Annotated in this window: 15 protein-coding genes; 10 read left to right on the top strand and 5 right to left on the bottom strand. The window is 67.4% G+C overall.

Features of this window, described 5'->3' with window-relative positions; all coding sequences use genetic code 11:
* Positions 1 to 104: 104 nt before the first annotated feature.
* Both KA419_00325 and KA419_00330 read left to right on the top strand, forming a co-directional pair.
* Positions 105 to 3,662 (top strand): histidine kinase, encoded by a 3,558-nt coding sequence (locus tag KA419_00325; protein ID MBP7864363.1) that lies wholly within the window; start codon positions 105 to 107, stop codon positions 3,660 to 3,662.
* 164 nt (positions 3,663 to 3,826) lie between these two features.
* The gene (locus tag KA419_00330; protein ID MBP7864364.1) at positions 3,827 to 5,227 is read left to right on the top strand and encodes an aspartate aminotransferase family protein; all 1,401 of its coding nucleotides are present in this window, start codon (positions 3,827 to 3,829) and stop codon (positions 5,225 to 5,227) included.
* A 306-nt stretch (positions 5,228 to 5,533) separates the two neighbouring features.
* Here KA419_00330 and KA419_00335 read toward each other — a convergent pair whose 3' ends face one another.
* The gene (locus KA419_00335) at positions 5,534 to 7,930 is read right to left on the bottom strand and encodes a hypothetical protein (protein ID MBP7864365.1); all 2,397 of its coding nucleotides are present in this window, start codon (positions 7,928 to 7,930) and stop codon (positions 5,534 to 5,536) included.
* A gap of 549 nt (positions 7,931 to 8,479) precedes the next feature.
* Between KA419_00335 and KA419_00340 the strand changes: the two genes are divergently transcribed.
* Positions 8,480 to 9,595, top strand: a complete 1,116-nt coding sequence (locus tag KA419_00340; protein ID MBP7864366.1) for an isoaspartyl peptidase/L-asparaginase — start codon at positions 8,480 to 8,482, stop codon at positions 9,593 to 9,595.
* A gap of 381 nt (positions 9,596 to 9,976) precedes the next feature.
* Here KA419_00340 and rpiB read toward each other — a convergent pair whose 3' ends face one another.
* The 3 genes from rpiB to KA419_00355 form a co-directional block, all read right to left on the bottom strand.
* Positions 9,977 to 10,420 carry a ribose 5-phosphate isomerase B gene (rpiB, locus tag KA419_00345; protein MBP7864367.1) on the bottom strand — a complete coding sequence of 148 codons (444 nt, stop codon included), beginning with the start codon at positions 10,418 to 10,420 and terminating at the stop codon, positions 9,977 to 9,979.
* 138 nt (positions 10,421 to 10,558) lie between these two features.
* Positions 10,559 to 11,356: a TonB family protein gene (locus KA419_00350; protein MBP7864368.1), complete on the bottom strand. Its 798-nt coding sequence runs from the start codon at positions 11,354 to 11,356 to the stop codon at positions 10,559 to 10,561.
* A gap of 270 nt (positions 11,357 to 11,626) precedes the next feature.
* A complete protein-coding gene (locus KA419_00355) occupies positions 11,627 to 13,822 on the bottom strand; it encodes a fused MFS/spermidine synthase (GenBank protein ID MBP7864369.1) in 2,196 nt (731 codons plus the stop codon).
* Positions 13,823 to 14,063: 241 nt separating this feature from the next.
* Between KA419_00355 and cysS the strand changes: the two genes are divergently transcribed.
* From cysS to KA419_00370, 3 genes are all read left to right on the top strand, one after another.
* Positions 14,064 to 15,470 (top strand): cysteine--tRNA ligase, encoded by a 1,407-nt coding sequence (gene cysS / locus KA419_00360; GenBank protein ID MBP7864370.1) that lies wholly within the window; start codon positions 14,064 to 14,066, stop codon positions 15,468 to 15,470.
* Between the two features lie 184 nt (positions 15,471 to 15,654).
* Positions 15,655 to 15,930, top strand: coding sequence for an integration host factor subunit beta (locus tag KA419_00365; protein MBP7864371.1), 276 nt, complete (start codon positions 15,655 to 15,657; stop codon positions 15,928 to 15,930).
* A 16-nt stretch (positions 15,931 to 15,946) separates the two neighbouring features.
* A complete protein-coding gene (locus KA419_00370; GenBank protein ID MBP7864372.1) occupies positions 15,947 to 16,972 on the top strand; it encodes a site-2 protease family protein in 1,026 nt (341 codons plus the stop codon).
* A 66-nt stretch (positions 16,973 to 17,038) separates the two neighbouring features.
* Here KA419_00370 and KA419_00375 read toward each other — a convergent pair whose 3' ends face one another.
* Positions 17,039 to 17,887, bottom strand: a complete 849-nt coding sequence (locus tag KA419_00375) for a hypothetical protein (protein MBP7864373.1) — start codon at positions 17,885 to 17,887, stop codon at positions 17,039 to 17,041.
* Positions 17,888 to 18,345: 458 nt separating this feature from the next.
* Between KA419_00375 and KA419_00380 the strand changes: the two genes are divergently transcribed.
* From KA419_00380 to argS, 4 genes are all read left to right on the top strand, one after another.
* Positions 18,346 to 18,834, top strand: coding sequence for a thioredoxin family protein (locus tag KA419_00380; GenBank protein ID MBP7864374.1), 489 nt, complete (start codon positions 18,346 to 18,348; stop codon positions 18,832 to 18,834).
* A 14-nt stretch (positions 18,835 to 18,848) separates the two neighbouring features.
* Positions 18,849 to 19,352, top strand: coding sequence for a zinc ribbon domain-containing protein (locus KA419_00385; protein MBP7864375.1), 504 nt, complete (start codon positions 18,849 to 18,851; stop codon positions 19,350 to 19,352).
* Between the two features lie 210 nt (positions 19,353 to 19,562).
* Positions 19,563 to 20,429 carry a hypothetical protein gene (locus tag KA419_00390; GenBank protein ID MBP7864376.1) on the top strand — a complete coding sequence of 289 codons (867 nt, stop codon included), beginning with the start codon at positions 19,563 to 19,565 and terminating at the stop codon, positions 20,427 to 20,429.
* A gap of 6 nt (positions 20,430 to 20,435) precedes the next feature.
* Positions 20,436 to 22,403: an arginine--tRNA ligase gene (gene argS, locus KA419_00395; GenBank protein ID MBP7864377.1), complete on the top strand. Its 1,968-nt coding sequence runs from the start codon at positions 20,436 to 20,438 to the stop codon at positions 22,401 to 22,403.
* Position 22,404: the final 1 nt, after the last annotated feature.

Here is a 22,404-nt window from a genome sequence, read left to right on the forward strand (position 1 = left end):
GCCCCTCTTCAACGGCATCGTCGCCGGGACGGCGATGTTTTCATTTGACACCCGTTGCGGTTAAAGATAGTGTTTACCCAGAAAAAACACGGGAGTGCACAGGGGTGGGAGAAACCGTCTCGAAACCGCTGATGACCACCCGGTCGGAGCCTGGCCCCGAAGGGGCGACGTCGGTCGCGGCGCCGCCCGGGGTCGAAGGGCCGGTCCGCGTCGAGGGGCGCCCGGGGAGCGGCCGCCGGGTCGCCCGCGGAGTGAGGGCCCTCGCTTGTCGGAGCGCGGGGGGGGCGGATGGTGCGGGGCGGGGGAACCCGCCGCGTGCTTTCATCCTCTGGGTGGGTGTCCTGGTCTCGTTCTGGGCGGGCGCGGTGATTGCGGACGGTCCGGCGCCGTACCCGGGGCGTTTCTCCGGGCCGGTGACTCCGAGCTTCCTCGCGCTGACGACCCGGGACGGGCTGTCCAACGATGCCGTCCACGCCATCGTCCAGGACAAGGCCGGATTTCTGTGGATCGGCACCGAAGACGGCTTGAACCGGTACGACGGGTACGCCTTCAAGGTTTTCAGCCATGATCCGGCCGACCCGGGCTCCCTGGCGGACGATTTTATCTGGTGCGCCCTGGTGGACCGCTCGGGCACGCTCTGGGTAGGCACCGGGGAGGGGGGGCTCGCCCGCTACGACCGCGGGAAGGAGTGTTTCGAGCACTTCCGCCACGACCCCGCCAACCCGGGCTCCCTCAGTGACGACGACGTCCGGTGCATTTACGAGGACCGGTCCGGCGCCCTCTGGGTCGGGACGCTCCAGGGCGGCTTGAATGTCCTTCTCCCCGGAAGCCGGGTTTTCACCCGTTTCCAGAATGTCCCCGGAGATCCCGGCTCCTTGAGCAGCAATGCGGTCCTCTCCGTGGTCGAGGACCGAAGCGGGACCCTCTGGGTGGGGACCCAGCGCGGTCTCAATCGCCTGGACCGCTCCACCGGACGTTTCGAGAGGGTCCTGAACGACCCGGCCAACCCCGCCAGCCTGGGCGGCGACGACGTGCTGGTGCTCTCGGAAAGCCCCGACGGCAAGCTCTGGGCGGGGACCAACGGGGGGCTGTCGGTATTCGACCCGGCGGGGAGGGTGTTCAGGACGTTTCGAAGCGATTCCTCGGACAGTGGGAGCCTGAGCAACAACCGGATCCTGTCCATTCTGCCCGCCCGCAACGGTGATCTCTGGGTCGGGACGCTCTCCGGCCTGAACCGTCTGCGGGCGGGGTCCGGCCGTTTCGAGCGTTTCGTCACCGACCCGCGCGTGCCCGGGACACTGAACAAGGACATGGGGATGAGCCTCTTCGAAGACCGGGGCGGAAGTCTCTGGGTCGGGACCAATGCCGGGGGCTTGAACAGATACAGCCCGCTGCGCCAGCGGTTCCCCCTCTTCCGGCGGAACCCCTCGGTCCCCGGGAGCCTGAGCCACGACACGATCCGGTCCTTCGCCATGGGCCGCGACGGCACGCTCTGGGTGGGGACCCTGGAAGGCTACCTGAACCGGTACGACCCCGCCACCCGGGGGTTCGTCGCGATCCGCGTCCCCGAACGGGGGAACGAGGCCGATTCCGTGGCCACCGTGTCCGCCATCCGGGAGGACCGCCAGGGCGTGCTCTGGTTGGGGACCTGGGGATACGGCCTCAAGCAGTACGATCCCCGGACGGGGAAATTCAGGGATTACCGCCACGACCCGGCGGACCCGGCCAGCCTCAGTTCGGACCTGGTCCAGTTCGTGTTCGAGGACAGCCGCGGGACCCTCTGGGTCGGGACCCAGGACGGCCTGAACCGGTACGAACGGGCCCGGGACGCCTTCACCGTCATCCGGAGCGACCCGGCGGACCCCCGGAGCCTCAGCCAGAACAGCCTGCAGTCCCAGGCCGTCTGCGAAGGGTCGGACGGCTGCCTTTGGTTCGGCACCTGGCACGGCCTGAACCGTTACGACCCCCGTACCGGCCGTTTCGACCGCTTTCTCCACCAGCCCGGGCGCCCGGACAGCCTCAGCGACAACCAGATCGTCTCCCTGTGCATGGACCGGTCGAACACGCTGTGGATCGGGACTTACGGGGGTGGGCTGAACCGGATGAGCACCCCCGGGATCTTCCGGTGTTACACGAAGAAACAGGGTCTGCCCAACAACGTGATCTACGCCATCCTGGAGGACGAGCGGGGACGGCTGTGGTTGAGCACCAACCAGGGGCTGTCGCGTTTCGACCCCCGGGAGGAGGTTTTCCGGAACTTCGACATCGACGACGGGCTCCAGGGCAACCAGTTCTTCTGGGGAGCGGCTTTCCGGAGCCCGTCCGGCGAGTTGTTCTTCGGAGGGACCAACGGGTTCAACGCGTTCTTCCCGGACGAGATCGCGGACAGCCTCTTCGTGCCGCCGGTGGTCCTGACGGGTTTTTACAAGTTCAACCAACCTTTCCCGCTGGAGACTCCCCTGGAAGAACTCCGGGAGGTCGAACTCTCCTGGCGGGACAACATGATCTCCTTCGAATTCGCCGCCCTGGATTTTACAGCTCCCGGCAAGAACCGGTACCGGTACATGCTGGTCGGTTTCGACCGCGACTGGATTCACACCCCGGCCGGACGCCGGGTGGCCAACTACACCAACCTGGCGCCGGGGCGTTACGTGCTGCAGGTCCGGGGCTCGAACGGCGACGGCGTCTGGAACGAGGCCGGGCCCAACGTCGTCATCGTCATCACGCCGCCCTTCTGGAAAACCCGCTGGGCTTACGCCGGCTACGCGATCCTGGCCGGGCTCGCCCTGCTGGGGGCCTCCCGGTTCTACACCCGGCGGCATCGCCGGGAGATGGCCCGCCGGCAGCGGGAACTCGACGAGCAGATCCGGGTGAACGAGCGCCTGACGAAGGCGGACCGGCTGAAGAACGACTTCGTCTCCAACGTTTCCCACGAACTCAAGACCCCTCTGACCTCCATCATGGGCTTCGCGGCCCTGATGAAGAAGAAGCTGGCGGAACTCGTGCTGAACGAGGCCGTCGAGGAACCGAGGCGCCGGAAGGCGGCCGGGCAGCTGGCGGAGAACCTCGATATCGTCTTGGACGAGGGGTCGCGCATGCAGGCGCTCATCCAGGACCTGCTGGACCTCGACGAACTGGAGAGCGGCTCCGTGACCTGGCGCAACGACGCGGTGGACATGTGCGCCCTGCTGCGCGAGGTGACCGACGGCTTCCGGCCCCGGGCGGCCCTTCGGGGGATCGAGGTCGTCGACCGCGTGCCCCGGGAGCTTCCCCCCGTGCGGGGCGACCGGGACCGACTCGCCCAGGTGGTGAGCAAACTTCTCGACAACGCGCTGAAATTCTCCCCGGACAACGGGCGGATCTCCGCCACCGCCGAAGCGGTCAGGGCGACTTCGGACCCGAAGGCCGCGGACGGGAGGCAGACCCTGCTGTTCGCCTTCTCCAACGCCGGCGAGGCCATCTCACCCGAGGACCAGGAGAAGATCTTCGAGAAATTCGGGCAGTCCGGCGACACGTTGACGTCGAAGCCCCGCGGCGCCGGCCTGGGCCTTCCCATCGCCCGGATCATCATCACCCGCCATGGCGGCCGGATCTGGTACCAGGGCGCCCCCGACGGCAGCTCGGTTTTCTGCTTCACCCTCCCCGCGGTCTGCGAAAGCTGAGTCCGCAGAAGTACCATCGCCTTCCGGGCGATGGCCTGAACCTGGACGGACGCCCGCTTGTCCGTTGCGTGGCGGGCCCCGAGCCCGGACCGGCGCATTCCATGATACAATGCGGTTTTCTCGGAGAGGTGAAAGCCATGGAGAACACTGAACGATCCTGTCACATGACCCCCGACGAGTTCCGGCGGCACGGCCACGCCCTCGTGGAGTGGATCGCCCGCTACTGGGAGCGCGTGGAGACCTTCCCCGTTCTCTCGCGCGTGAAACCCGGCGAGGTGGCGGCGCAGCTGCCGGAGCGGGCGCCTGAGACCGGCGAGCCCTTCGAGCGGGTGCTCGAGGACGTGGAGCGCTTCATCCTCCCCGGGTTGACCCACTGGCAGTCGCCCAACTTCTTCGCGTACTTCCCGGCCAACGCCTCGGGGCCCGGCGTCCTCGGGGACATGCTCTCCGCGGGACTGGGTGTCCAGGGGATGTCCTGGGCCACCTCCCCCGCCTGCACGGAACTCGAGACCCGGGTCCTGGACTGGGTGGCGGACCTGGCCGGCCTCCCGGAGCGGTTCTTGTCGAAAGGCCCGGGGGGCGGGGTGATCCAGGACTCGGCGTCCAGCGCGGTCCTGTGCGCGATCCTGGCCGCTCGCGATCAGGCCTTGGCCTCCGGAGCCGGGGGGCCGCTCACCGCCTACGCGTCGCAACACGCCCACTCCTCCGTGGAAAAGGGGATCCGTGTCGCCGGGATCGGCAGCGCCAACCTCCGGCAGATCGGCTGCGACGCGGCCTTCGCCATGTGCCCCGACCGGCTGGGGGAAGCCGTCGCCCGGGACCGCGCCGCCGGCTTCCGCCCCTTCTTCGTCTCCGCCACGGTGGGGACCACCTCCTCCAATGCCATGGACCCGCTGCGGGCCATCGGGGAGATCTGCCGCCGAGAGGGGCTCTGGTTCCACGTGGACGGGGCCATGTCGGGTACGGCGGCGGTCTGCCCGGAGTTCCGGGGGCTCTTCGACGGACTGGAACTGGCCGACAGCTACTGTTTCAACCCCCACAAGTGGATGTTCACCAACTTCGACTGCGACTGCTTCTGGGTGGCGGACCGGGGGCCGCTCATCCGGTCGCTCTCCATCCTTCCCGAGTACCTGCGGAACCAGGCCACCGAGTCGGGGGCGGTCATCGACTACCGGGACTGGCAGGTCCCGCTGGGCAGGCGCTTCCGGGCCCTGAAGCTCTGGTTCGTCCTGCGCCACTACGGGGCCGAGGGAATCCGCCACCACGTGCGGGAGCACGTGCGGCTGGCCCGGCTCTTCGCGGATTGGGTGTCCTCGGACCCCGATTTCGAGCTGGCGGCGCCGGTCCCCCTCAACCTGGCCTGCTTCCGCCACCGGGGCGGGGACGCCGTGAACCAGGCCATCCTGGACACGGTCAACAACGGGGGGAAACTCTTCCTCTCCCACACGAAGCTGGAGGACAGGCTGACCCTCCGCTTCAGCGTGGGGCAGACCTGGACCGTCGAGCGCCACGTACGCTCGGCCTGGGACGTCATCCGCCAGGCCGCCCGCGAGGCGGTCCGCTGAAGCGGTGTTGATCCCGCAAAACGTCGCGAAAGGGAGATTTCCCGCGAATAAAGCGAACAGGCGCGAATTTACAACACGAGTAATCTCTAATGGTTATTGATTTCTGACGGGTTCGTAAAAAGTCGGAAGACGGACGGAAAAGTGTCTGTAAAGCCTTTGTCTGAGCCATCACCCGGAGGGTGATGGCACTTTTTGCGACCGCGTCATTTCTGATTCGTGTTCATTCGAGTGATTCGCGGGCAAAGCAGGACTTTTTGCGGGGTCGTCAACGATGACCGGCGGGGAAACCCTTGAAGGACTGCTCCCTCACGGTCGCGGCTCAGACTGTTTCCCGAAGCGCGGGAGGGCCAGGATTCCCAGGGACAGGGCGGCCACCGCGAAGAGGGCCAGGGAAAGCGTCAGGTGGGTGGGCCAATAGCGGAAGACCACCCGGGACCGTCCCCCGTCGATGGCTACCCCGAAAAGGAACCCGTCCACCCGGAGCAGGGGGCGCTCGGCGCCGTTGACCTCGGCGGTCCATCCCGGGTAGACGTTCTCGCCGAGGACGAGCAGGCCGGGCCCGGAGACGTCCAGGTCCACGCGGACGCCGTTGGGGCCGGGCCGCTGGTATCGAAGCGCCCGGGCGACGGGCTTTGCGGGCACGGCCCAGCGGCTGCCGGGCCTCCGCTGCCAGGGGTCGGGGAGCCGCCCGGTGTCGTTCACCGTGACCACCGTGCGCGGGTCGAGGGCGAGGTCGGGCCGGAAGGGGGAGACCGACGCTCCCGGAGGCCGGGCCGACACCTCCCCCACCACCCAAGCCCGGGGCATGGCGTCCGAATACCGGTAGACCCGCGTCCCCCCTCCCTCGAAGGTGAGGGGCAGACCGGGGTCCGTCGCCGAGACGACAAACCGGACACCCAGCCGCTGGAAGACCCCGGGGCGAAGGGAAGGATCCTTGACCCGCCATGCCCCGACCTCCGCGGGAACGGTGGCCCCGTGGCCGTTCACTGTCTCGATTCCGTTGACCTTCCCGAGGTTATACGGGTAGCGATCGTCCCGGATCTCCACGCGGAAGGGGCCCGGTTGGGCCGCGAGGAACGCCCAGGCGGCGTCGGGGGCGTAGTACCGCACCGGCTCCCGGTTCACCTTCCCGTCGAAAGCGGCCTTGGGGTGGATGCTGAAGCTGAAGACCCAGGCGATCTCGTGCAGCAGCACCAGCAGCAGGAAGGCCTTCAGGGCGCGTTCCCCGAGAAGGCCCGCGGCGCGCAGCAGCAGCAGGGCGCCCCCCGCGACGAGGACCAGGCCCAGGTAGAAGTAGAGGTTGCAGTCCGCGACCGCGGCGAAGCGGGGAACGCCGTAGAGGTGGCCGACCAGGGCCGTCAGGGCCACGAAGACGCCCAGGAACGCGGCGGCCAGGCCGGTGCGTTTCAGCGGCCGGGTACTTTCGGCAGGGCCTCTCGAGAAAACCCGGGAGGCGCCGATCCCGCAGAGGAGGGCGGCAAAAAAGTGGAACATCAGGAGGAGGCGGGCGGCTTCCCGGCCCCGGTCGAAGCCGGGGACCAGGGCCCAGGCGAGCCCGTGGAGCGGGGACCAGCTCCCCATGGCCAGCAGGAGAAAGATGACGGCGAACAGGGTGCAGACCCGGGCGTCGCGGGAACTCCGCCATGCCGCCAGGCCCAGGACGCCCAGGAGCAGGGCGGTGACCCCGAAGTACAGGACATTCTCCGGGCCGAGGACCTGGGGCAGCACGGCCGAGGGGAGGGATGCTGGGCTGAGGGGGAACGCGTTCCCTGCAACCTCGTAGGGCATCCCCTCCGCGGCGGGAAGGGCGGCGGGCTCGGCGAAGCGCAGGGCCCGCCGGGAGTACTCCAGCGAGGCGGTGAGCTGCGGGGCCGCGTAGAGGGCGGCGAAGAGGAACGTTCCTCCGAGGGCCAGGAGGACGGCGGTCCGGGAAGCGGCCGAGAACAGGTGGGTGCCCCCGGGGCGGGAGGCGGTGAGGAGCGAGCAGGCCGCCGCGCCCACCAGGGCCAGGGCGGTGAAGAAGGGGGGTTGGAAGTGCCCGGCCAGGAAGGACAGGGCAAGCCCAAGCCCCGCCACGTTGGCGAAGAACAGGGTGCCGGTCCGGCGGGGCGCTCGCAGCGCCTTCTGAAAGAAGAGGAACACGAACGGGACCCAGGCGGCGGAGAAGAAGATGTTGAGCTGGCCGGGTGAGCGGAAGAGGACGGAGCCCGAGGCGGCGAAAACGATCCCGGCCACGGCCGCGGCGAAATCCCCCAGGCCGAGCCGGCGCGCAAAGCGGGCCATGCAGAAAGCGGCGAACAGCACGTGGAGAAAGGCAAGCCCCTCGATGGCCTTGTCGGAGACCCGCCCGTCGGGGCCCGCCGGGGCGAGGGCCAGCAGCCAGTTGGGCGGGTAGAAGGCGCCGGTCTGAAGTTCACCCGTGAAGGACTGCCCGCCGTTCGCCGTGGGGTCCCAGAGCGGGAAGTCCCCGGACCGGATGGATTTCGCGATGTACTGAAGCCAGGGGTAGGATTGGCAGGTGTCGTCCTGGGCCACCAGCATCGAATAGTCCCCGGTCAGGAAGAGTTTCCAGAAGACGGCGAGGAAGAAGAGCACGATCAGGGCGCCGGCGCGAATCCCGGGGGACCTCAGCCCTCCGCGGCGGGCTTTTCCCGAGCTTGGATCGCAGGGTTCGGGCCTGGCGTGGCGTTCTGTGGATTCCATGGGTGTCCTGTCTCCGGTCATCTGTTTATCAGCATGAAAATACCGTATACACTTATTGTTATCGTTGCCAAGGTTGATGCCAGCCATGATCGTGCAACATTCCTTGGCTGCCTTGCCGGATATCCTAGCCCTGAAGGCCGCCGTTGTCCATGCCTCCTTTCCTCGGGAGCGGGGTTTCGAGTGTTCGGACCTTGAGGATGCGCCGGCACTCGACAATGAATTCCAGATTGGTCCAGCAATGCGTTAGAATACCTTCAAGTTGGACGGCCTTGTGAGAAGCTGGGGATCCAACAAGACAGAGTTTGTAAGGCCTTTGTTTGAGCCATCGCCCGGAGAGTGAAGGGACTTCTTCCGGGGCCGACATGCTTGATGACCTCGCAAAAGTCCTGGTTGTGATCTCACAGAGGCACTGAGGCACGGAGAAGAATCATAAGGATTGTTGATTCTATTAAATACGATTTGCATTTCTCTGTGCCTCCGTGCCTCTGTGAGAGAAAAGGTCTTTTTGCGAACGTATCAAGCTTGATTTTACTGGCGGAGGGCCTGGCCATGAGATTTCTGTATGTGTCAAATTCTCCGGTGTCCAGATCAGTGCGGTGGGCGGCGGCCCTGCTGGGGATCCTGATGGTTCTTCCCGGGTGGTGCCTCTCGGCGGGGGGAAAGCCCGTTTTCGTCATCGCCGTCCACGGGGGGGCCGGGGCGATGGGCCCCGAGAGCTTCAAGCCCGGGGAAATCGAGGCCTGCGAGGCGGCCTTGCGCGACGCCCTGGAGGCCGGCCACCGCATCCTGCGCCAGGGCGGGACGAGCCTGGACGCCGTGGAGGCCGCCGTCCGGGTCCTGGAGGACTCGCCCCTCTTCAACGCCGGCAAGGGGTCCGTCTTCAACGCCGACGGGAAGATCGAGATGGACGCCTCCATCATGGACGGACGGACGGGCGCGGCCGGGGCCGTGGCCGCGGTTCGGCACGTGAAGAACCCGGTCTCCCTCGCGCGGAAGGTGATGGAGAACTCGCCTCACGTCCTGCTGGCCGGGGACGGGGCCGAGGTTTTCGCCCGCGAGCAGGGGGTCGAGTTGGCGCCGGAGGACTACTTCTTCACCGAGAAGCGTTGGAAACAGCTCCAGGACATCAAGGAGAAGGAACGGAAGGAAAAGGAGAAACCGTCACCCGACCTTCCAAAGGAAAAGGGGCAGGGAAAAGGCGCCTGCGAAAACGCGGGAAAGGGCTCCCTCCGCGGGGGCGCGCCGGACGTCCATGGCACCGTGGGCGCCGTGGCCCTGGACACCCACGGGAACCTGGCCGCGGCCACCTCCACGGGGGGCAGGGTGAACAAGCGCTTCGGGCGCGTGGGAGACACCCCCATCCCGGGGGCGGGGTGCTGGGCCGACAACCGCACCTGCGCCGTTTCCGCCACGGGCCACGGGGAGTTTTTCATCCGCGAGGTCGTGGCCTACGACATCGCCGCCCGGATGGAGTACCTCGGGGTGTCCCTGGAGAAAGCGGCTTGGCAGGTCGTCCTGGGAAAACTGGCCGCCCAGGGCGGGGAAGGGGGGATCATCGCCGTGGACGCGAAGGGGCGGGTGAGCCTGCGCTTCAACACCGCCGGGATGTTCCGGGGGGTCATGGGGGCCGACGGAAAGGCCGAGGTGAAGATCTTCAAGGACTGAGGTTCCCGGAAAAAGTCGCGAAAAGAAGCAAGGTTTTCATCAGGGTTTCGGGGCGAGGGGGACCATGATCCACCGGCCGCGACGACCTCGACCCGAACAGCGCCGAAGGGAAGGCTTTCAGCTAATCTCTTCCGTCCCTCCGGGACGGGAACAGGATCTCGCTCTCTACATATAAATTCGCAAAATGCCCATAAAGAAGAGGTTGCGAAAGAAGGTTTCTGGCCGGTTGGACGGCCATCCCGCCGCCCTCGCTACAGATATCACCTCTAACGAGGTGAGGGCGCCCTCCCGCGAATCACGCGAACCGACGCGAAAGGGACCGGGCCCTTTCCGGGGCTTCGCCGGGTGGTTCGTCGTTTTTCCGGCCTGCCCGGGTCGGGGTCAGCGTTCCCGGTCCAGGGCGGCGATCTTGTCGAGGCGCCGCTGATGCCGCCCCCCGTCGAAGGGGGTGTCGACCCAGGCGCGCACCATGCGGAGGGCCTCATCCAGGGACAGGAACCGGCCGGGAAGCACCAGGACGTTGGCATCGTTGTGCCGCCGGCAGAGTTCGGCCACCTCGACGTTGAAGCTGAGGGCGGCCCGCACGCCCCGGAAGCGGTTGGCCACGATGGACATCCCCACCCCGCTCCCGCAGACCAGGACACCCATGGTCCCCGGGTTCGCACAAACCTTAGAGGCAACGACCTTTGCGATGTCGGGGTAGTCGGCGGGGCTCGTGTCGAAGACGCCCGCGTCCTCCACCGCCAGGCCCCAGGCGATCATCTCGCGGCGGATCGCCTCCTTGGTCTCGAACCCGGCGTGGTCGCTTCCGATGACAAAGTTCATGGATTCCCTCCCGGCACGAATTGGACTGCCATTTTACCCCCCGGACGGGCCTTTGTCGAAAAGATAAAGGGGGCGGGGGCCCCCTTCGGATACGCCTGGCTTCGGGTTATGCTGTTCGGGGAGGCCCGCCGGGTGCCGCTACTGCCGGAGGACGAAGTTGACGACCACGGTCCCGGTAATCTCGACGGGCAGCGCGTTGAGGGTGGTGGGTGAATACACCCATTTCAGGACGGCATCCACCGCCGCCGGGACCAGCAGCGGGTTTCCGCTGACGGGCGTTACGGAGGCGACTTTCCCGTCGACGCCCACCACGATCTTGAGAATCACGACCCCCTGGGTGCGGGAGCGGCGGGCCAGTTCCGGGTAGGCGGGCTCGACGCGGTGGATCAGCTTCGACGCCAGCAGCTCGCTTCGGAACAGGGCGGGGCCGGTGGAGGCCGGCGGGGTTTCGCGCGGTACCGGGGGCGCCGACGGAAGATCGATGACGGCGTCGGGGACCCGGATGCCCGTGTGCCGGATGCCGGGCGTGCCGGCGGGGTCCTGGCCTGGCCCCCCGATGGGGATGCCGACGTCTGCATTGTCGTCCACCGGCAGGGCGGGCCGTCGGTCGATGTCCGGGACCGTTTCGGTGACCGCCGTCGGTTCCTGGAAACCTTCCGGGGGGACGGCCAGGTGGTCGTCCGGCTTCTCGGGGCCGGCGTCCGGGGGCCTTTCCTGGGGGGGCTTCACCTTGGCCTCGGGGAACCAGGTTTCCGCGGGGGGCGGGGAGGAAACGAACATCAGGAGGTCGGTGCTTTCCAGGAGGTCCGGCATGAAGAGGGGGACCACGACCAGGGTGAGCAGCACGGAGCTGTGGAGCACCACGGACACGACGAGGGTGGAGGGTTTGCGCGTCTTGCCGCGCCGCGGGGCGGAATCGAGCAGTTTGTCGAACATGGCAGCCTCCTGGGGTGGATTCCGGCCGGTTCCCGGCCCCTGGGCCGCACGGGGAGGCACGCCGGGGGCTTCCGCCCCCGGGATCCCGTAACCTGAATCCCGTGTGGCCTTTCTGCATGGTTTGACACGCCGCCCGCCGCGGGGTTCCCTCTTTTTTCGCGTTCGATTTCCGGTTTTGGTCACCGGAGGGCCGGGAGCTTCTCCGCGCCGGTGCACCTGTGGGCTGACCGTCGGCGGGTTCGGTGTGAATGGGGGTGGGCGAACGGGGGTTCAGTTACGGAACCGGAAGACGCCCAGGAGGTTGGAGTAATCGTCCGTCCAGGGGTGGTCGCCGGGGAGGGGCGAGAGGGGCTGCCAGCGAGGGTCGCGGGCCAGGGGGCCCATGTCGCGCTCCGAGCGCCCCATGAGGACCCACCAGGACGGGTCCTTTTTCTCGAGCCGGTCCCGCGGGGCGACCAGGTTGTCCCGCTGCAGGCGGGCCGTGAGCCCCAGGTCCCGCGCCGTGCACGCCAGGGGCCGGGAGAGGTCGAGATAGTGGTTGGAAACGTGAAAGAGTACAAGCCCGTTCGGGCGGAGCTTCTCGAGGTAGAGCGCAACGGCCTCCCGCGTCATGACGTGGACGGGGATGGAGTCCGAGGTGAAGGCGTCGAGGACCAGGAGGTCGAGGGAGTGGGCCGGCTGGTGACGGAGGGTCAGCCGGGCGTCCCCCGGGACGATCCGCACCCGGCCCCGGCAGTCGGACAGGAAGGTGAAGAGGCCCGGGTCGGTGGCCACCCGGATCACGTAGGGGTCCAGCTCGAAGAAGGTGAAGGTCTGCCCCGGCTCCGCGTGGGCGGCCAGGACCCCGGCCCCGAGGCCCACGACCCCCACGTCCCGGGCCCGGGGGGACCCCTTCAGCGCGGCGAGGACCTGACCCGCGGGCCCCGTGGCGTGGTAGTAGCTCGTGGCCACCCGACGGGCCTCCGGGGCGGTGAGCTGGCACCCGTGGACCGTGTTGCCGTTCAGGAAGGCGCGAAGACGCCCGTCGGGGGACTCGATCACGCGGTGAACCCCGTAGAAGTTCCGGTCCGCCGCCAGGACGCGGCCCGGGCAGGCACTGTGGAGCCCGTTCGAGACGAGGAAGACCGCCCCCAGCGACAGCGCGTACCGCATCGGTCTTCCCGCCCACAAAAACGCGAAAAGGATCGGGGGCCCGATGATGGCGGCGTTTCGCCACGGCGCGTTCTCCCAGCCGGGGCCCATCGCCAGGAGCGGGGCGGCGGCCAGTACGCCCGTCCCGAGGGCGCACAGGAGGTCGGCCCGGGGGGAGGGGGCGCCGGAGCGCCGCGGCAGGAGGAGAAGGAGGGTCACGAGGGCGATGGGGTACTCGGCCAGGGAGCGGAAGACGACGGGCGCGAGGAGGGCGTTGAAAACGCCGCCCAGCACCCCCCCCAGGGAGATGCAGAGATAGTAGCCGGTGAGCCGTTGGGCCGGCGGCCTCATCCGGGAGAGGCGCACGTGGCAGAACAGCGCCCCCAGGGTGAAGAAGACCAGGTGCAGGGTCGCGGTGGCCAGGACGAAGCGGGAGGACTCGATCACCATCAGGGCCGCCACGGGGGCGGCCAGGACCCCCAGGGCGCGGCCGAGGCCGGCGGTGGAGAACCGGTCGGGCCGGGCGAAGGCGGCGCACAGGGTGAGAAGGTAAAGCCCCAGGGGAACGACCCAGAGCAGGGGGACGGGCGCGACATTGGTGGTGAGGAAGGAGGTGACCCCCAGCAGGAGGCTGCAGGGGACCGCCGAGAGGACGATCCAGGCCGCGCGCTCGCCCGGCCGGGGGGGAGGGGTTGTGACGGGCGCCCGCCCCGCCCCGGTCTCCGTGGCGTCCACGGCCGGGTGCTTCCGGACGGTGAACGCGCACAGGAGGGCGAGGGCGGCGTACAGAACGAAACCCGCGCTCCAGGCCCTCGTCTGCGACCCGAGGGGGAGCCCGGGCTCGAGGAGAACGGGATATCCCAGCAGGCCGGCGAAGCTGCCGAAGTTGCTGGCCGCGTAAAGGAAATAGGGGTCCCGGCCCCCCCCGCCCGAGGCGGCGTACCAGCGCTGGAGAACCGGTGTTCCCGCGGAAAGGGCGAAGAAGGGCGCCCCGACGCCGACGGCCAGCACGCCCAGGAGGGCCAGGGCGGGCGGCAGGCCGTGCCGGGCGGGGTCGAAGCCCGGGGGGAAACCCACGGGGAGGAGCAGCACCGGAAGGAGGAGGACGACCGCGTGGAGAAAACGCTGCCGGGGGGGCCCCCCGACCGTGAAGGACCCGTGGGCGTAGGCGTAGCCGGCCAGGAGGAGGGCCTGGAAGAAGAGCATGCAGGTCGTCCACACCGACGAGGCGCCCCCGAAGGCGGGGAGGATCAGCTTGGCCGCCAGGGGCTGGACGAGGAAGAGGAGGGCCGACCCCAGGAAGACCGTGATCATGTAGAGCGCCCGGACAGTCATCGAACACCTCGGCCGGCAGTGACCGCGAGCAGCCGGACCCTTCGGGGACGCATCGCCCGACTGTTTCCGGACTGGAGGCCCGGGCCATGATAGCGGAGAACACCGCTCGAATCCACCGCTAATCAGGGCAAGCCGGGGGAGCGAAGGGGCCCCGCGCGGAAAAACCGCGTGCATCGCCGGTGTATGAAGGCTATAATGCGCGCTTTACGGGTCGCCCGTGAAACGCTCGAGGAGGTGCCGCATGCTGAGATTCCAGAACACCCTGACCGGAAGACTCGACCCCTTCGAACCCGTCGCTCCCCCCCGGGTGGGGCTCTACTGCTGCGGCCCCACGGTGTACACCTTCGCCCACATCGGCAATTTCCGAACCTTCGTCTTCGAGGACATCCTCAACCGCTACCTGCGCTCGAAAGGCTTTGACGTGAACTATGTCATGAACGTCACCGACATCGACGACAAGACCATCCGGGACTCCCGGGCCGCCGGGATGAGCCTCTCGGATTTCACGAAGCGCTACACCGCCACCTTCCTGGAGGACCTGGAAACCCTGCGGGTGAAGCGCCCCGACACCCTGTGCCCGGCGACGGAGCACATCCCGGAGATGGAGGCCCTCGTCCGGAACCTCCTGGACAAGGGCCTGGCCTATGTCAGCGAGGGTTCGGTCTACTTCAAGATCGACGCGTTCCCCGGCTACGGGAAACTCTCGAAGAAGGACTTCACGGGAATCCGGGACGGCGCCCGGGTGGACTCGGACGAGTACGAGAAGGAGAATGCCCGGGACTTCGTGCTCTGGAAGGGGTCGCGGGAAGGGGAGCCTTCCTGGGAAGCCCCCTTCGGGGCGGGCCGGCCGGGTTGGCACCTCGAGTGCTCGGCCATGAGCCTGAAATACCTGGGCGACAGCTTCGACCTTCACTGCGGCGGGACGGACCTGGTCTTCCCGCACCACGAGAACGAGATCGCCCAGAGCGAGGGGGCCACGGGCAAACCCTTCGTGAAATACTGGCTGCACAGCGAGTACCTGATCGTCAACGGCGAGAAGATGTCCAAGTCGAAGGGGAATTTCTTCACCCTGCGGGACCTCGTCGCCCGGGGGCACAACCCCCTGGCCATCCGCTACCTCCTGCTGTCGGTCCCGTACCGGAAGCCGCTCAACTTCACCGAGGAAGGGGTGGGACAGGCCCAGGCCGCCCTGGACCGGATCCACGACTTCGTGGACACCCTGGGGCGGAAGGCGCTCGAACCGGGCGAGACCGAGGCCGTGGCCGAGGCTTGCAGGGAGTTTCTGCACCGGTTCGAGGAGGGTCTCGACGACGACCTCAACACCTCCGCCGGCCTGGCGGCCCTGTTCGACTTCATTCGCGAGAACAACCGGCGCCTGGCGGAAGGCGGTGTCCGGGCCGGGGACCGGGAGCGGATCCTGCAGGCCCTGCGGCGGATCGACGAGGTGCTGGACGTGCTGAACCCCTGCCGCATGGAAACCCCGGCCGACGACGAGGCGCAGATTCTCGACCTGGTCCGGCAGCGGGAGGAAGCCCGCAGGGGAAAGGACTGGAAGCGCTCCGACGCCCTCCGGGACGCGCTGAAAAACATGGGGATATCGATCAAGGACACCCCGGAAGGCACGGTCTGGAAGCGGGAGCGGCCCTGACGACGGGTCGCGCGAACGGCGGTCGGGGGCTCCGCCCGCGGGGTTGCTCACCCGGGGGCCGGGACCCCCGAGGGGCCGCCTGTGCAAAAAAACAACACAACCGCATTTTTTTCGTTGATTTTAGGAATTGAACTGTGTTAGAGATAACAAAGGCACAGGCCAAAAGGAATTCTGGAGGAAAGGTATGATCAAGCAGGACATCATTCAACGCATCGCCGAAAAGCTGGACATGCCCAAGGTCCTTGCGGCCAAGGCCGTCAACGGGATCTTCGACGTGCTCATCGAGGCGCTGAAGGACGGCGAGCGGATCGAACTGCGCGGTTTCGGTGTGCTGATGGTCAAGAACCGTAAAACCGGCGTCGGGCGAAACCCCAAGACCGGAGAGGAAGTGTCCATTCCCAAGGGGAAGACCGTCCGCTTCAAGCCGGGGAAAAACCTGTCCTCCGAGTACATGAAATAAGCGGGGCCTGCACGGCTTGAACTCTCCGGATCAGGAACCAGACGGCTTCGCGGGTTTGTCCCGCGAGGCCTTTTTTCATTCGGGCTCGCCCTTCCGCCTGCTGTCCCCCTCCTTCGACCGCAAGGAGTGGTTCCGGCTCGAGAAGCGGAACCTCCGCACGGCGCTCGCCCTGTGGGGGGTCACCTTCCTGGCCTGCACCTATTCCGGCCTGCTCTGGTACCACGAGTTCATCCTCCAGTCCGAAGGCCAGGCCCGGGCGGCGGAAATCAACCAATCCCCCTGGGCGATCCTTCACGGGCTCCCGTTCGCCCTGGGCATCCTCTTCATCCTCGGCAGCCACGAGATGGGCCATTTCCTGGCCTGCCGGCACTACGGCATGTGGTGCACCCCCCCCTTCGCGCTGCCCTTCCCGCTCCCCTGGCTGCCGTCGTTCGGCACGGCGGGGGCCTTCATCAAGATCAAACAGCCCTTCCTGGACCGCCGGCGCCTCTTCGACGTGGGGATCGCAGGCCCCCTGGCCGGCTTCGTCGCCGCCATCCCGGTCCTGGCCGCCGGGATCCTCCTGAGCCGGCCGGCGATCCCGATCCCGGCCCCGTCCGGGGCGGAAGGCGGGGGCGGCGTGCTCTACATCGGGGATTCCCTCCTCATCCACCTGGGGTTCAGCCTGAGGTTCGAGAGCGGCGTCATCGCGGCGCACCCGCTGTACTGGGCCGCGTTCTTCGGGTTCCTGGCCACGAGCCTGAACCTGCTTCCCATGGGGCAGCTGGATGGCGGGCACATCGTCTACGCCGTCTTCGGCCCCCGGGTTCACCGGTGGGTGACCTGGGTCGCCTTTTCCGCCCTGGTGGGGGTCTCGGTGCTCTCGTGGCCGGCCGCGGGATACCTGTTCTTCGCGGGGATTCTCCTGGCCCTCAGGATCTACCGGCACCCGCCGCCGCTCGTGCCGGGAGAAATCCCGGGGCGGCTGAGGCCGGCGCTCGCCGTCGCGGCCCTGCTGATCCTGGTGCTGACGTTCATCCCGGTCCCGTTCTACCTCGAGTGATCCCGGCCCGGCCCGATCCAACCCGGGTAGCCGGTCCCCGGACATTCCCCGGGCGGGCCGGGGTCCTCAGTGCTTTTCCGTTTCGTCGGGGTCCGAGAAGTCCACGGGGTTGGGCGTCGTCGTTTCGATGAACTCCCGGACACTCACCTTCCGGTAGCCTTCGGGGACGTTGAACACCGAGGCGTCGCCGTAGAAGGACCGGATGTTGGTCACCCGTTTCTCGTAGCGGACCCCGCCACGGGCGTGCTCGAGGCTCCGCATCTCCAGGCCGAGGGGAAAGAGCTTGGCCCGTTCGGCCCGGATGGCGGCTTCCGTCCGGGACTCCTCCGGGGAGCGAAACGCGTCGGAGACGGTCTGGGTCACGGTCTCGAGCCGTTCGAGGAGGGGCTGCAGCCCGGTGACGTCGAAATAGGCTGACGGGGCGATGGCGGTGTTCACCCAGACCTCCTCCTTGAGGTCGGCGCCTGCGAGGACCTTGTAGTGCCGGCAATGGGCGCCGTCCACGGTGTCTGTCCCCGCGAGGGCGGCCCGGACCTTCGGCCGGGCACCGCCGGCACCGGGTCCCGGCACCGGTTTGGCCGGGGGCGACGTCTCCCTCAGCACGGCCGCGTCCTGCCGGAAAGAGGCCTCGAGTTCCTTCAGGAAAGACTCGGCGTCGCCCCCCGTCCAGACTTTCCCGGCGTGATCCACCAGGCAGATGCGGCCGGCCTTTTGGTCGATGATGACGGCGCTGTCGTCCGAGCGCTCCATCCACCGGCCGTCGAACCAGGTGATCTCGCTCTGTTCGCGGGTTTCGATCCTGCCGTCCCGCCCGATGACGGAGACGTCGAACACGATGCCCGGGGGTGTTTCCGCCGGCAGGAAAAGGGTCAGGAAAACCCAGGGGACGATCGTCGTCCACAACGCGCGCTGCATGTCCACCTCCTGGAGGCCCACCCGAACGGCAGGGGTCGCCGGCCTCCCCACCATTGTAAACGGCCGTCCGCCCGCGCACAACCAGATTGTGCCCGGAGCCGGGGCCGGCGCCCACGGCACGTCCTGCGATGCCGGGAGCTTTGACGGTCTCCCGAAAGTCCCTTGCAGCCCGCGGCTCAAAAAGTCCGAACCATCAAACCACAAGGAACGCAAAGACACCCAAAGAAAATCCGAACTCTTTGATTCAATGTGTTGCAAATTCGTCATTCTTTGTGCTCTCTGCGTTCCTTGTGGCTGAATTGACGTTCTGTATTGGCTTTGTGCGGGCCCGTCAGCCGTTGTCCGTTTTGCGGTCTTTTGCCGGATCAGCGAAGATGACCCCGCCAGCAAGAATCCGGGTTGCCTCAGGCGGCGCGGGAATGTAATATACGCTTTATCTTGAGGACGGAGGTTTGATGATGCAGCTGAAGAAACAGGGTCCCCTCGTTTTCCTGTCGGTCGTCCTGATGCTGGTTTTCCTCGCGGGCTGTTCCGACACCGCCGGTCCTGCCGCCGGCGCCGGGTCGTCCCCGGCGGGGGCGAAAGCCGGTGAGGCCGTCAAGGAGAAGACCATCTCCCAGGGCGAGAGAATCCGCATCGAAGACCACCTGGTTTCAGGCAAGACCGTCATCTTCGACTTCTACAGCGACGGATGCCCGCCCTGCCGGCGCCTGAGCCCCATCCTCAGCAAGCTCGCGGAGAAACGGCCGGACATCGCCCTGGTCAAGGTGGACATCAACCGCCCCGGGACCGGCGGCATCGACTGGCAGTCCCCCGTCGCGCAGCAGTTCGAGTTGAGCAGCATCCCCCACCTCAAGGTCTATTCGCCCGAAGGCAAGCTGGAAGCGGAAGGCAAGGCAGCCATGGAGATCGTCGGCCGGATGATCGACGAGGAGGGCATCCAGTAAACGGGAGGAAGGCGATGCCGATCTACGAGTTCTACTGCCCCGATTGCAACGTGATCTTCAATTTCTACTCCCGGAGGGTGGACACCGAGCGGCAGCCGGACTGCCCCCGGTGCTCCCGGCTGGCGCTCGACCGGAAACCCTCCCGCTTCGCCTGCTCCCGGGGGTTGAAGGAGGAGGACGACGCCCCCATCCCCGGGATGGACGAGTCCCGGATGGAACAGGCCATGATGGAGTTGGCCGGGGAGGCCGAGAACCTCAACGAGGACGACCCCCGGCAGATGGCCCGGCTCATGAAGCGGATGTACGAAACGACCGGCATGCAGATGACGCCGGGCATCGAGGAGGCTGTCCGGCGCCTGGAGAAGGGGGAGGACCCCGAAGCGCTCGAAGAGGAGCTGGGGGACGTCCTGGAAACCGACGACCCCCAGTCCGGGGACGGCCTTTTTGCCGGCATCCGGCGGCGGCTGCGTGCCGGCGTCCGCCCCCCCGCTGTCGACGAAACGCTCTACGAGCTCTGACCGGGGCAGCGGCCCGGCTGACGGGGGCCCCGCTCCCGCCGGTTCACCGGTGGACCGCCTGGGCCGGGACCCCCGCCGCGCTCCGCCTGGCCTGCAACCGGAAGGGCGCCGTCCGGCTCCGGCGAAGCCGGACCTTCAAAACCGCATGAAAAGCTTTGTTTCCCTCTGAATATCTGCTAAAATGAATTGCTTCGACGAAGGGCGGGGACCATGATAACGGGATACAACATCGACGTACAGCACGAAGGGAAGACCTACCACGTTCAGACCGAGGACATGGGCCTCGAGCTCAAGCGGATCATCACCCACGTTTTCGTCGGCGGCGCCATCCTGCTCACGAAGAAGACGGATTACAGCCGCCTTCTCATCCAGGGTTTCGACGAGAAGAAGATCAAGGACCTGATGAACGACCAGCACCGGACGGTGGTCCGGATCATCCAGGCCGGCAAGCTGGACGTGCTGAAGAAGAAGATCGAGGAGGAGCAGGAAAAGGACGAAGGCCGCGAGCCGTTCTCCGCTCCGGTGGGAAAGCACGCGGCCCCGCAACCCCCGCCGCCACCGACCGGCCCGCCCCCGCCCGGCCCGCCGCCGGCCGTGCCGCCGCCGGCCCCGCCCGCCGTCCGGGAGCAGGCCCCGCCGCCCCCGACCCCCGAAAAGATCGCCGCCGCCGCCTCCCGGAGCGACATCGAGCTCACGCTGGAACGAACCGAGGTGCCCCAGCGCAACACCCTGGGTTCCTTCCTCAACCGGATCATCCAGCGTTCGGGCGCGCCTCGGAACCTGAAGATCGACGTCGTGGCCGGGACGGAGATCGTTTCCGGCCAGCCCTCCGTGATGAGGGTCTACACCAAGGACGCCGACAGCGGCAAGGCGATCCCCCACTGCAAAGTCACCATCAAGGTCATCGGGATGACCTTCCGTCCCGTGATCCACACCGGCCACACCGACGACGACGGGGTCTTCACGCTCAACATCGTCATCCCCGACTTCACCACGGGCCAGGCGGCGGTGATCATCCAGGCCCAGTCCGATTTCGGTTCCGACGAGCTGAAACTCAGGGTCACGCGCAAAGGATAAGCTCACATGATTTTCCGGATGAAGCAAGAGGTGGAACGGACGGTCCGCCAGGCACTGGAGAGTGCCTTCCCGATCGAGCCCGGCACCGTCGCCGTTTCCTTTCAATACCCGGCTCGCCCCGAGCACGGCGACCTTTCCACCACGTTCCCCTTCGACCTGGCCAAGGTGCTCCGCCAGGCGCCGGCCCGCATCGCGGAGCGATTCCGGGAGGTTTACGCTCCGCCTGCCGGCGTGGCCCGAGTCACGACGGCCGGCGGCGGCTACGTCAACTTCCACCTGGACCGCGGTTTCCTGTTCACGGAGGCCCTCGAGGCCCTCCGGGCCAGCGTCTTCCAGCGAGCCTTCGACCCGGTGCCCGGGAAGACCATCGTGGAGCACACCAACATCAACCCGAACAAGGCGGCCCACGTCGGGCACCTCCGGAACGCGATCCTGGGCGACTCCCTCGTCCGGCTCATGCGCTTCGCCGGCGAGACGGTGGAGGTGCAGAACTACCTCGACAACACGGGGGTCCAGGTGGCCGACGTCGTGGTCGGCTTTTTACACCTGGAGAAGATGACCCTGGAGGGCGTCCGGCGCATCCCGGGGAAGTTTGACGACGTCTGCTGGGACCTCTACGCCCGGGTGGCGGAGTTCTACGAGCGCTCCGAGGAAAACCGGAAACTGCGCTACGACGTCCTGCACGCCATCGAAGCCGGGGTCGGGGAGGCCGCGGAAATGGCGGCCCACGTCTCCGATCGGGTCGCCCGGTGCCACCTGGCGACGATGCGGCGCCTCGGGATCGTGTACGACGTGCTTCCCCGGGAGAGCGACATCCTCCGGCTGCACTTCTGGGACAAGGCTTTCGGGCTGCTCCGCGACAAGGGTGTCGTGACCCTGGAGGCCGAGGGGCCCAACGCCGGCTGCTGGGTGATGAAGTACCTCAAGGACGGGGCCGAGGACGTCAAGATCATGGTGCGCTCCAACGGGACGGTGACCTACACCGGCAAGGACGTGGCGTACCAGCTCTGGAAGCTCGGAAAGCTCGAAAAGGACTTTTTCTATTTGCCGTACGAGACCCGGTCCGACGGCGGGATCACGTGGGTGTCCCACCCGGAGCCCCCCCCGCCGGGCACGCCGCCCCCCCCCGCTTTCGGTTCGGGGGATAGGGTTTACAACGTCATCGACGTCCGCCAGTCCTACACGCAGAACATCGTTTACACTTGCGTGGCCCTGCTGGAAGGGGAGGAGGCCTTTAGCCGGTGCGTCCACTTCTCCTACGAGATGGTGGCCCTCTCCCCCCGCTGTGCCGAGGCCCTGGGGTTCGCGCTCTCGGACGAGGAGAAGACCCGGTCCCACGTGGAGGTCAGCGGCCGGCGCGGGCTCGGTGTGAAGGCCGACGACCTGGTCGATCGGCTGGAGAACCGGGCCCACGAGGAAGTGGTCAAGCGCCACCCGGAGGCGGGCGAGGAGGTCACCCGGCCCATCGCGCGGGACATCGCGGCCGGCGCCCTGCGGTACTTCATGGCGCGCTTCACCCGGAACTCCCTCCTGGTCTTCGACCTGGACGACGCCCTCAACTTCGACGGCGAGACGGGCCCCTACCTTCAGTACTCGGCGGTGCGGGCCGCCAACATCCAGCGGAAGTATGCCGAGGCCTACGGGGAAACCGCGGAGGCCGCACTGGAGCGGCTGCGGGTGATGGGTGGCGGGCTGGCCGCCGGGATGCCCGACGACGTGTGGGACCTCTTCAGCTGCCTGCTGAAGATGCGGGACGCGGTCAGGGCCGCCCTGAACGGCCAGGAGATCGCCACCTTCGCCCGGTACCTCTACACCCTGAGCCAGAAATTCTCCTTCTTCTACAACCGGCGCCGCATCATCGGAGAGACCGACGAACCGCTCCGTCTCTCCCTCCTGGCCCTGGTGAGCCAGTACCTGGTCACCATGCGACAGGGGCTCGACCTGCTGGGGATCCGCGTCCCCGATCGCATGTGAG

This window comes from Acidobacteriota bacterium (assembly GCA_018001935.1).
Classification (GTDB): domain Bacteria; phylum Acidobacteriota; class JAAYUB01; order JAAYUB01; family JAAYUB01; genus JAGNHB01.

Bases quoted from the DNA above. Each gene is read 5' to 3' on its own strand.
- KA419_00365 (MBP7864371.1), top strand. From the start codon at position 15,655: ATGATCAAGCAGGACATCATTCAACGCATCGCCGAAAAGCTGGACATG.
- KA419_00355 (MBP7864369.1), bottom strand. From the start codon at position 13,822: ATGACTGTCCGGGCGCTCTACATGATCACGGTCTTCCTGGGGTCGGCC.
- rpiB (MBP7864367.1), bottom strand. From the start codon at position 10,420: ATGAACTTTGTCATCGGAAGCGACCACGCCGGGTTCGAGACCAAGGAG.
- KA419_00335 (MBP7864365.1), bottom strand. From the start codon at position 7,930: ATGGAATCCACAGAACGCCACGCCAGGCCCGAACCCTGCGATCCAAGC.
- cysS (MBP7864370.1), top strand. From the start codon at position 14,064: ATGCTGAGATTCCAGAACACCCTGACCGGAAGACTCGACCCCTTCGAA.
- KA419_00380 (MBP7864374.1), top strand. From the start codon at position 18,346: ATGCAGCTGAAGAAACAGGGTCCCCTCGTTTTCCTGTCGGTCGTCCTG.
- KA419_00390 (MBP7864376.1), top strand. From the start codon at position 19,563: ATGATAACGGGATACAACATCGACGTACAGCACGAAGGGAAGACCTAC.
- argS (MBP7864377.1), top strand. From the start codon at position 20,436: ATGATTTTCCGGATGAAGCAAGAGGTGGAACGGACGGTCCGCCAGGCA.
- KA419_00375 (MBP7864373.1), bottom strand. From the start codon at position 17,887: ATGCAGCGCGCGTTGTGGACGACGATCGTCCCCTGGGTTTTCCTGACC.
- KA419_00385 (MBP7864375.1), top strand. From the start codon at position 18,849: ATGCCGATCTACGAGTTCTACTGCCCCGATTGCAACGTGATCTTCAAT.
- KA419_00350 (MBP7864368.1), bottom strand. From the start codon at position 11,356: ATGTTCGACAAACTGCTCGATTCCGCCCCGCGGCGCGGCAAGACGCGC.
- KA419_00330 (MBP7864364.1), top strand. From the start codon at position 3,827: ATGACCCCCGACGAGTTCCGGCGGCACGGCCACGCCCTCGTGGAGTGG.
- KA419_00340 (MBP7864366.1), top strand. From the start codon at position 8,480: ATGAGATTTCTGTATGTGTCAAATTCTCCGGTGTCCAGATCAGTGCGG.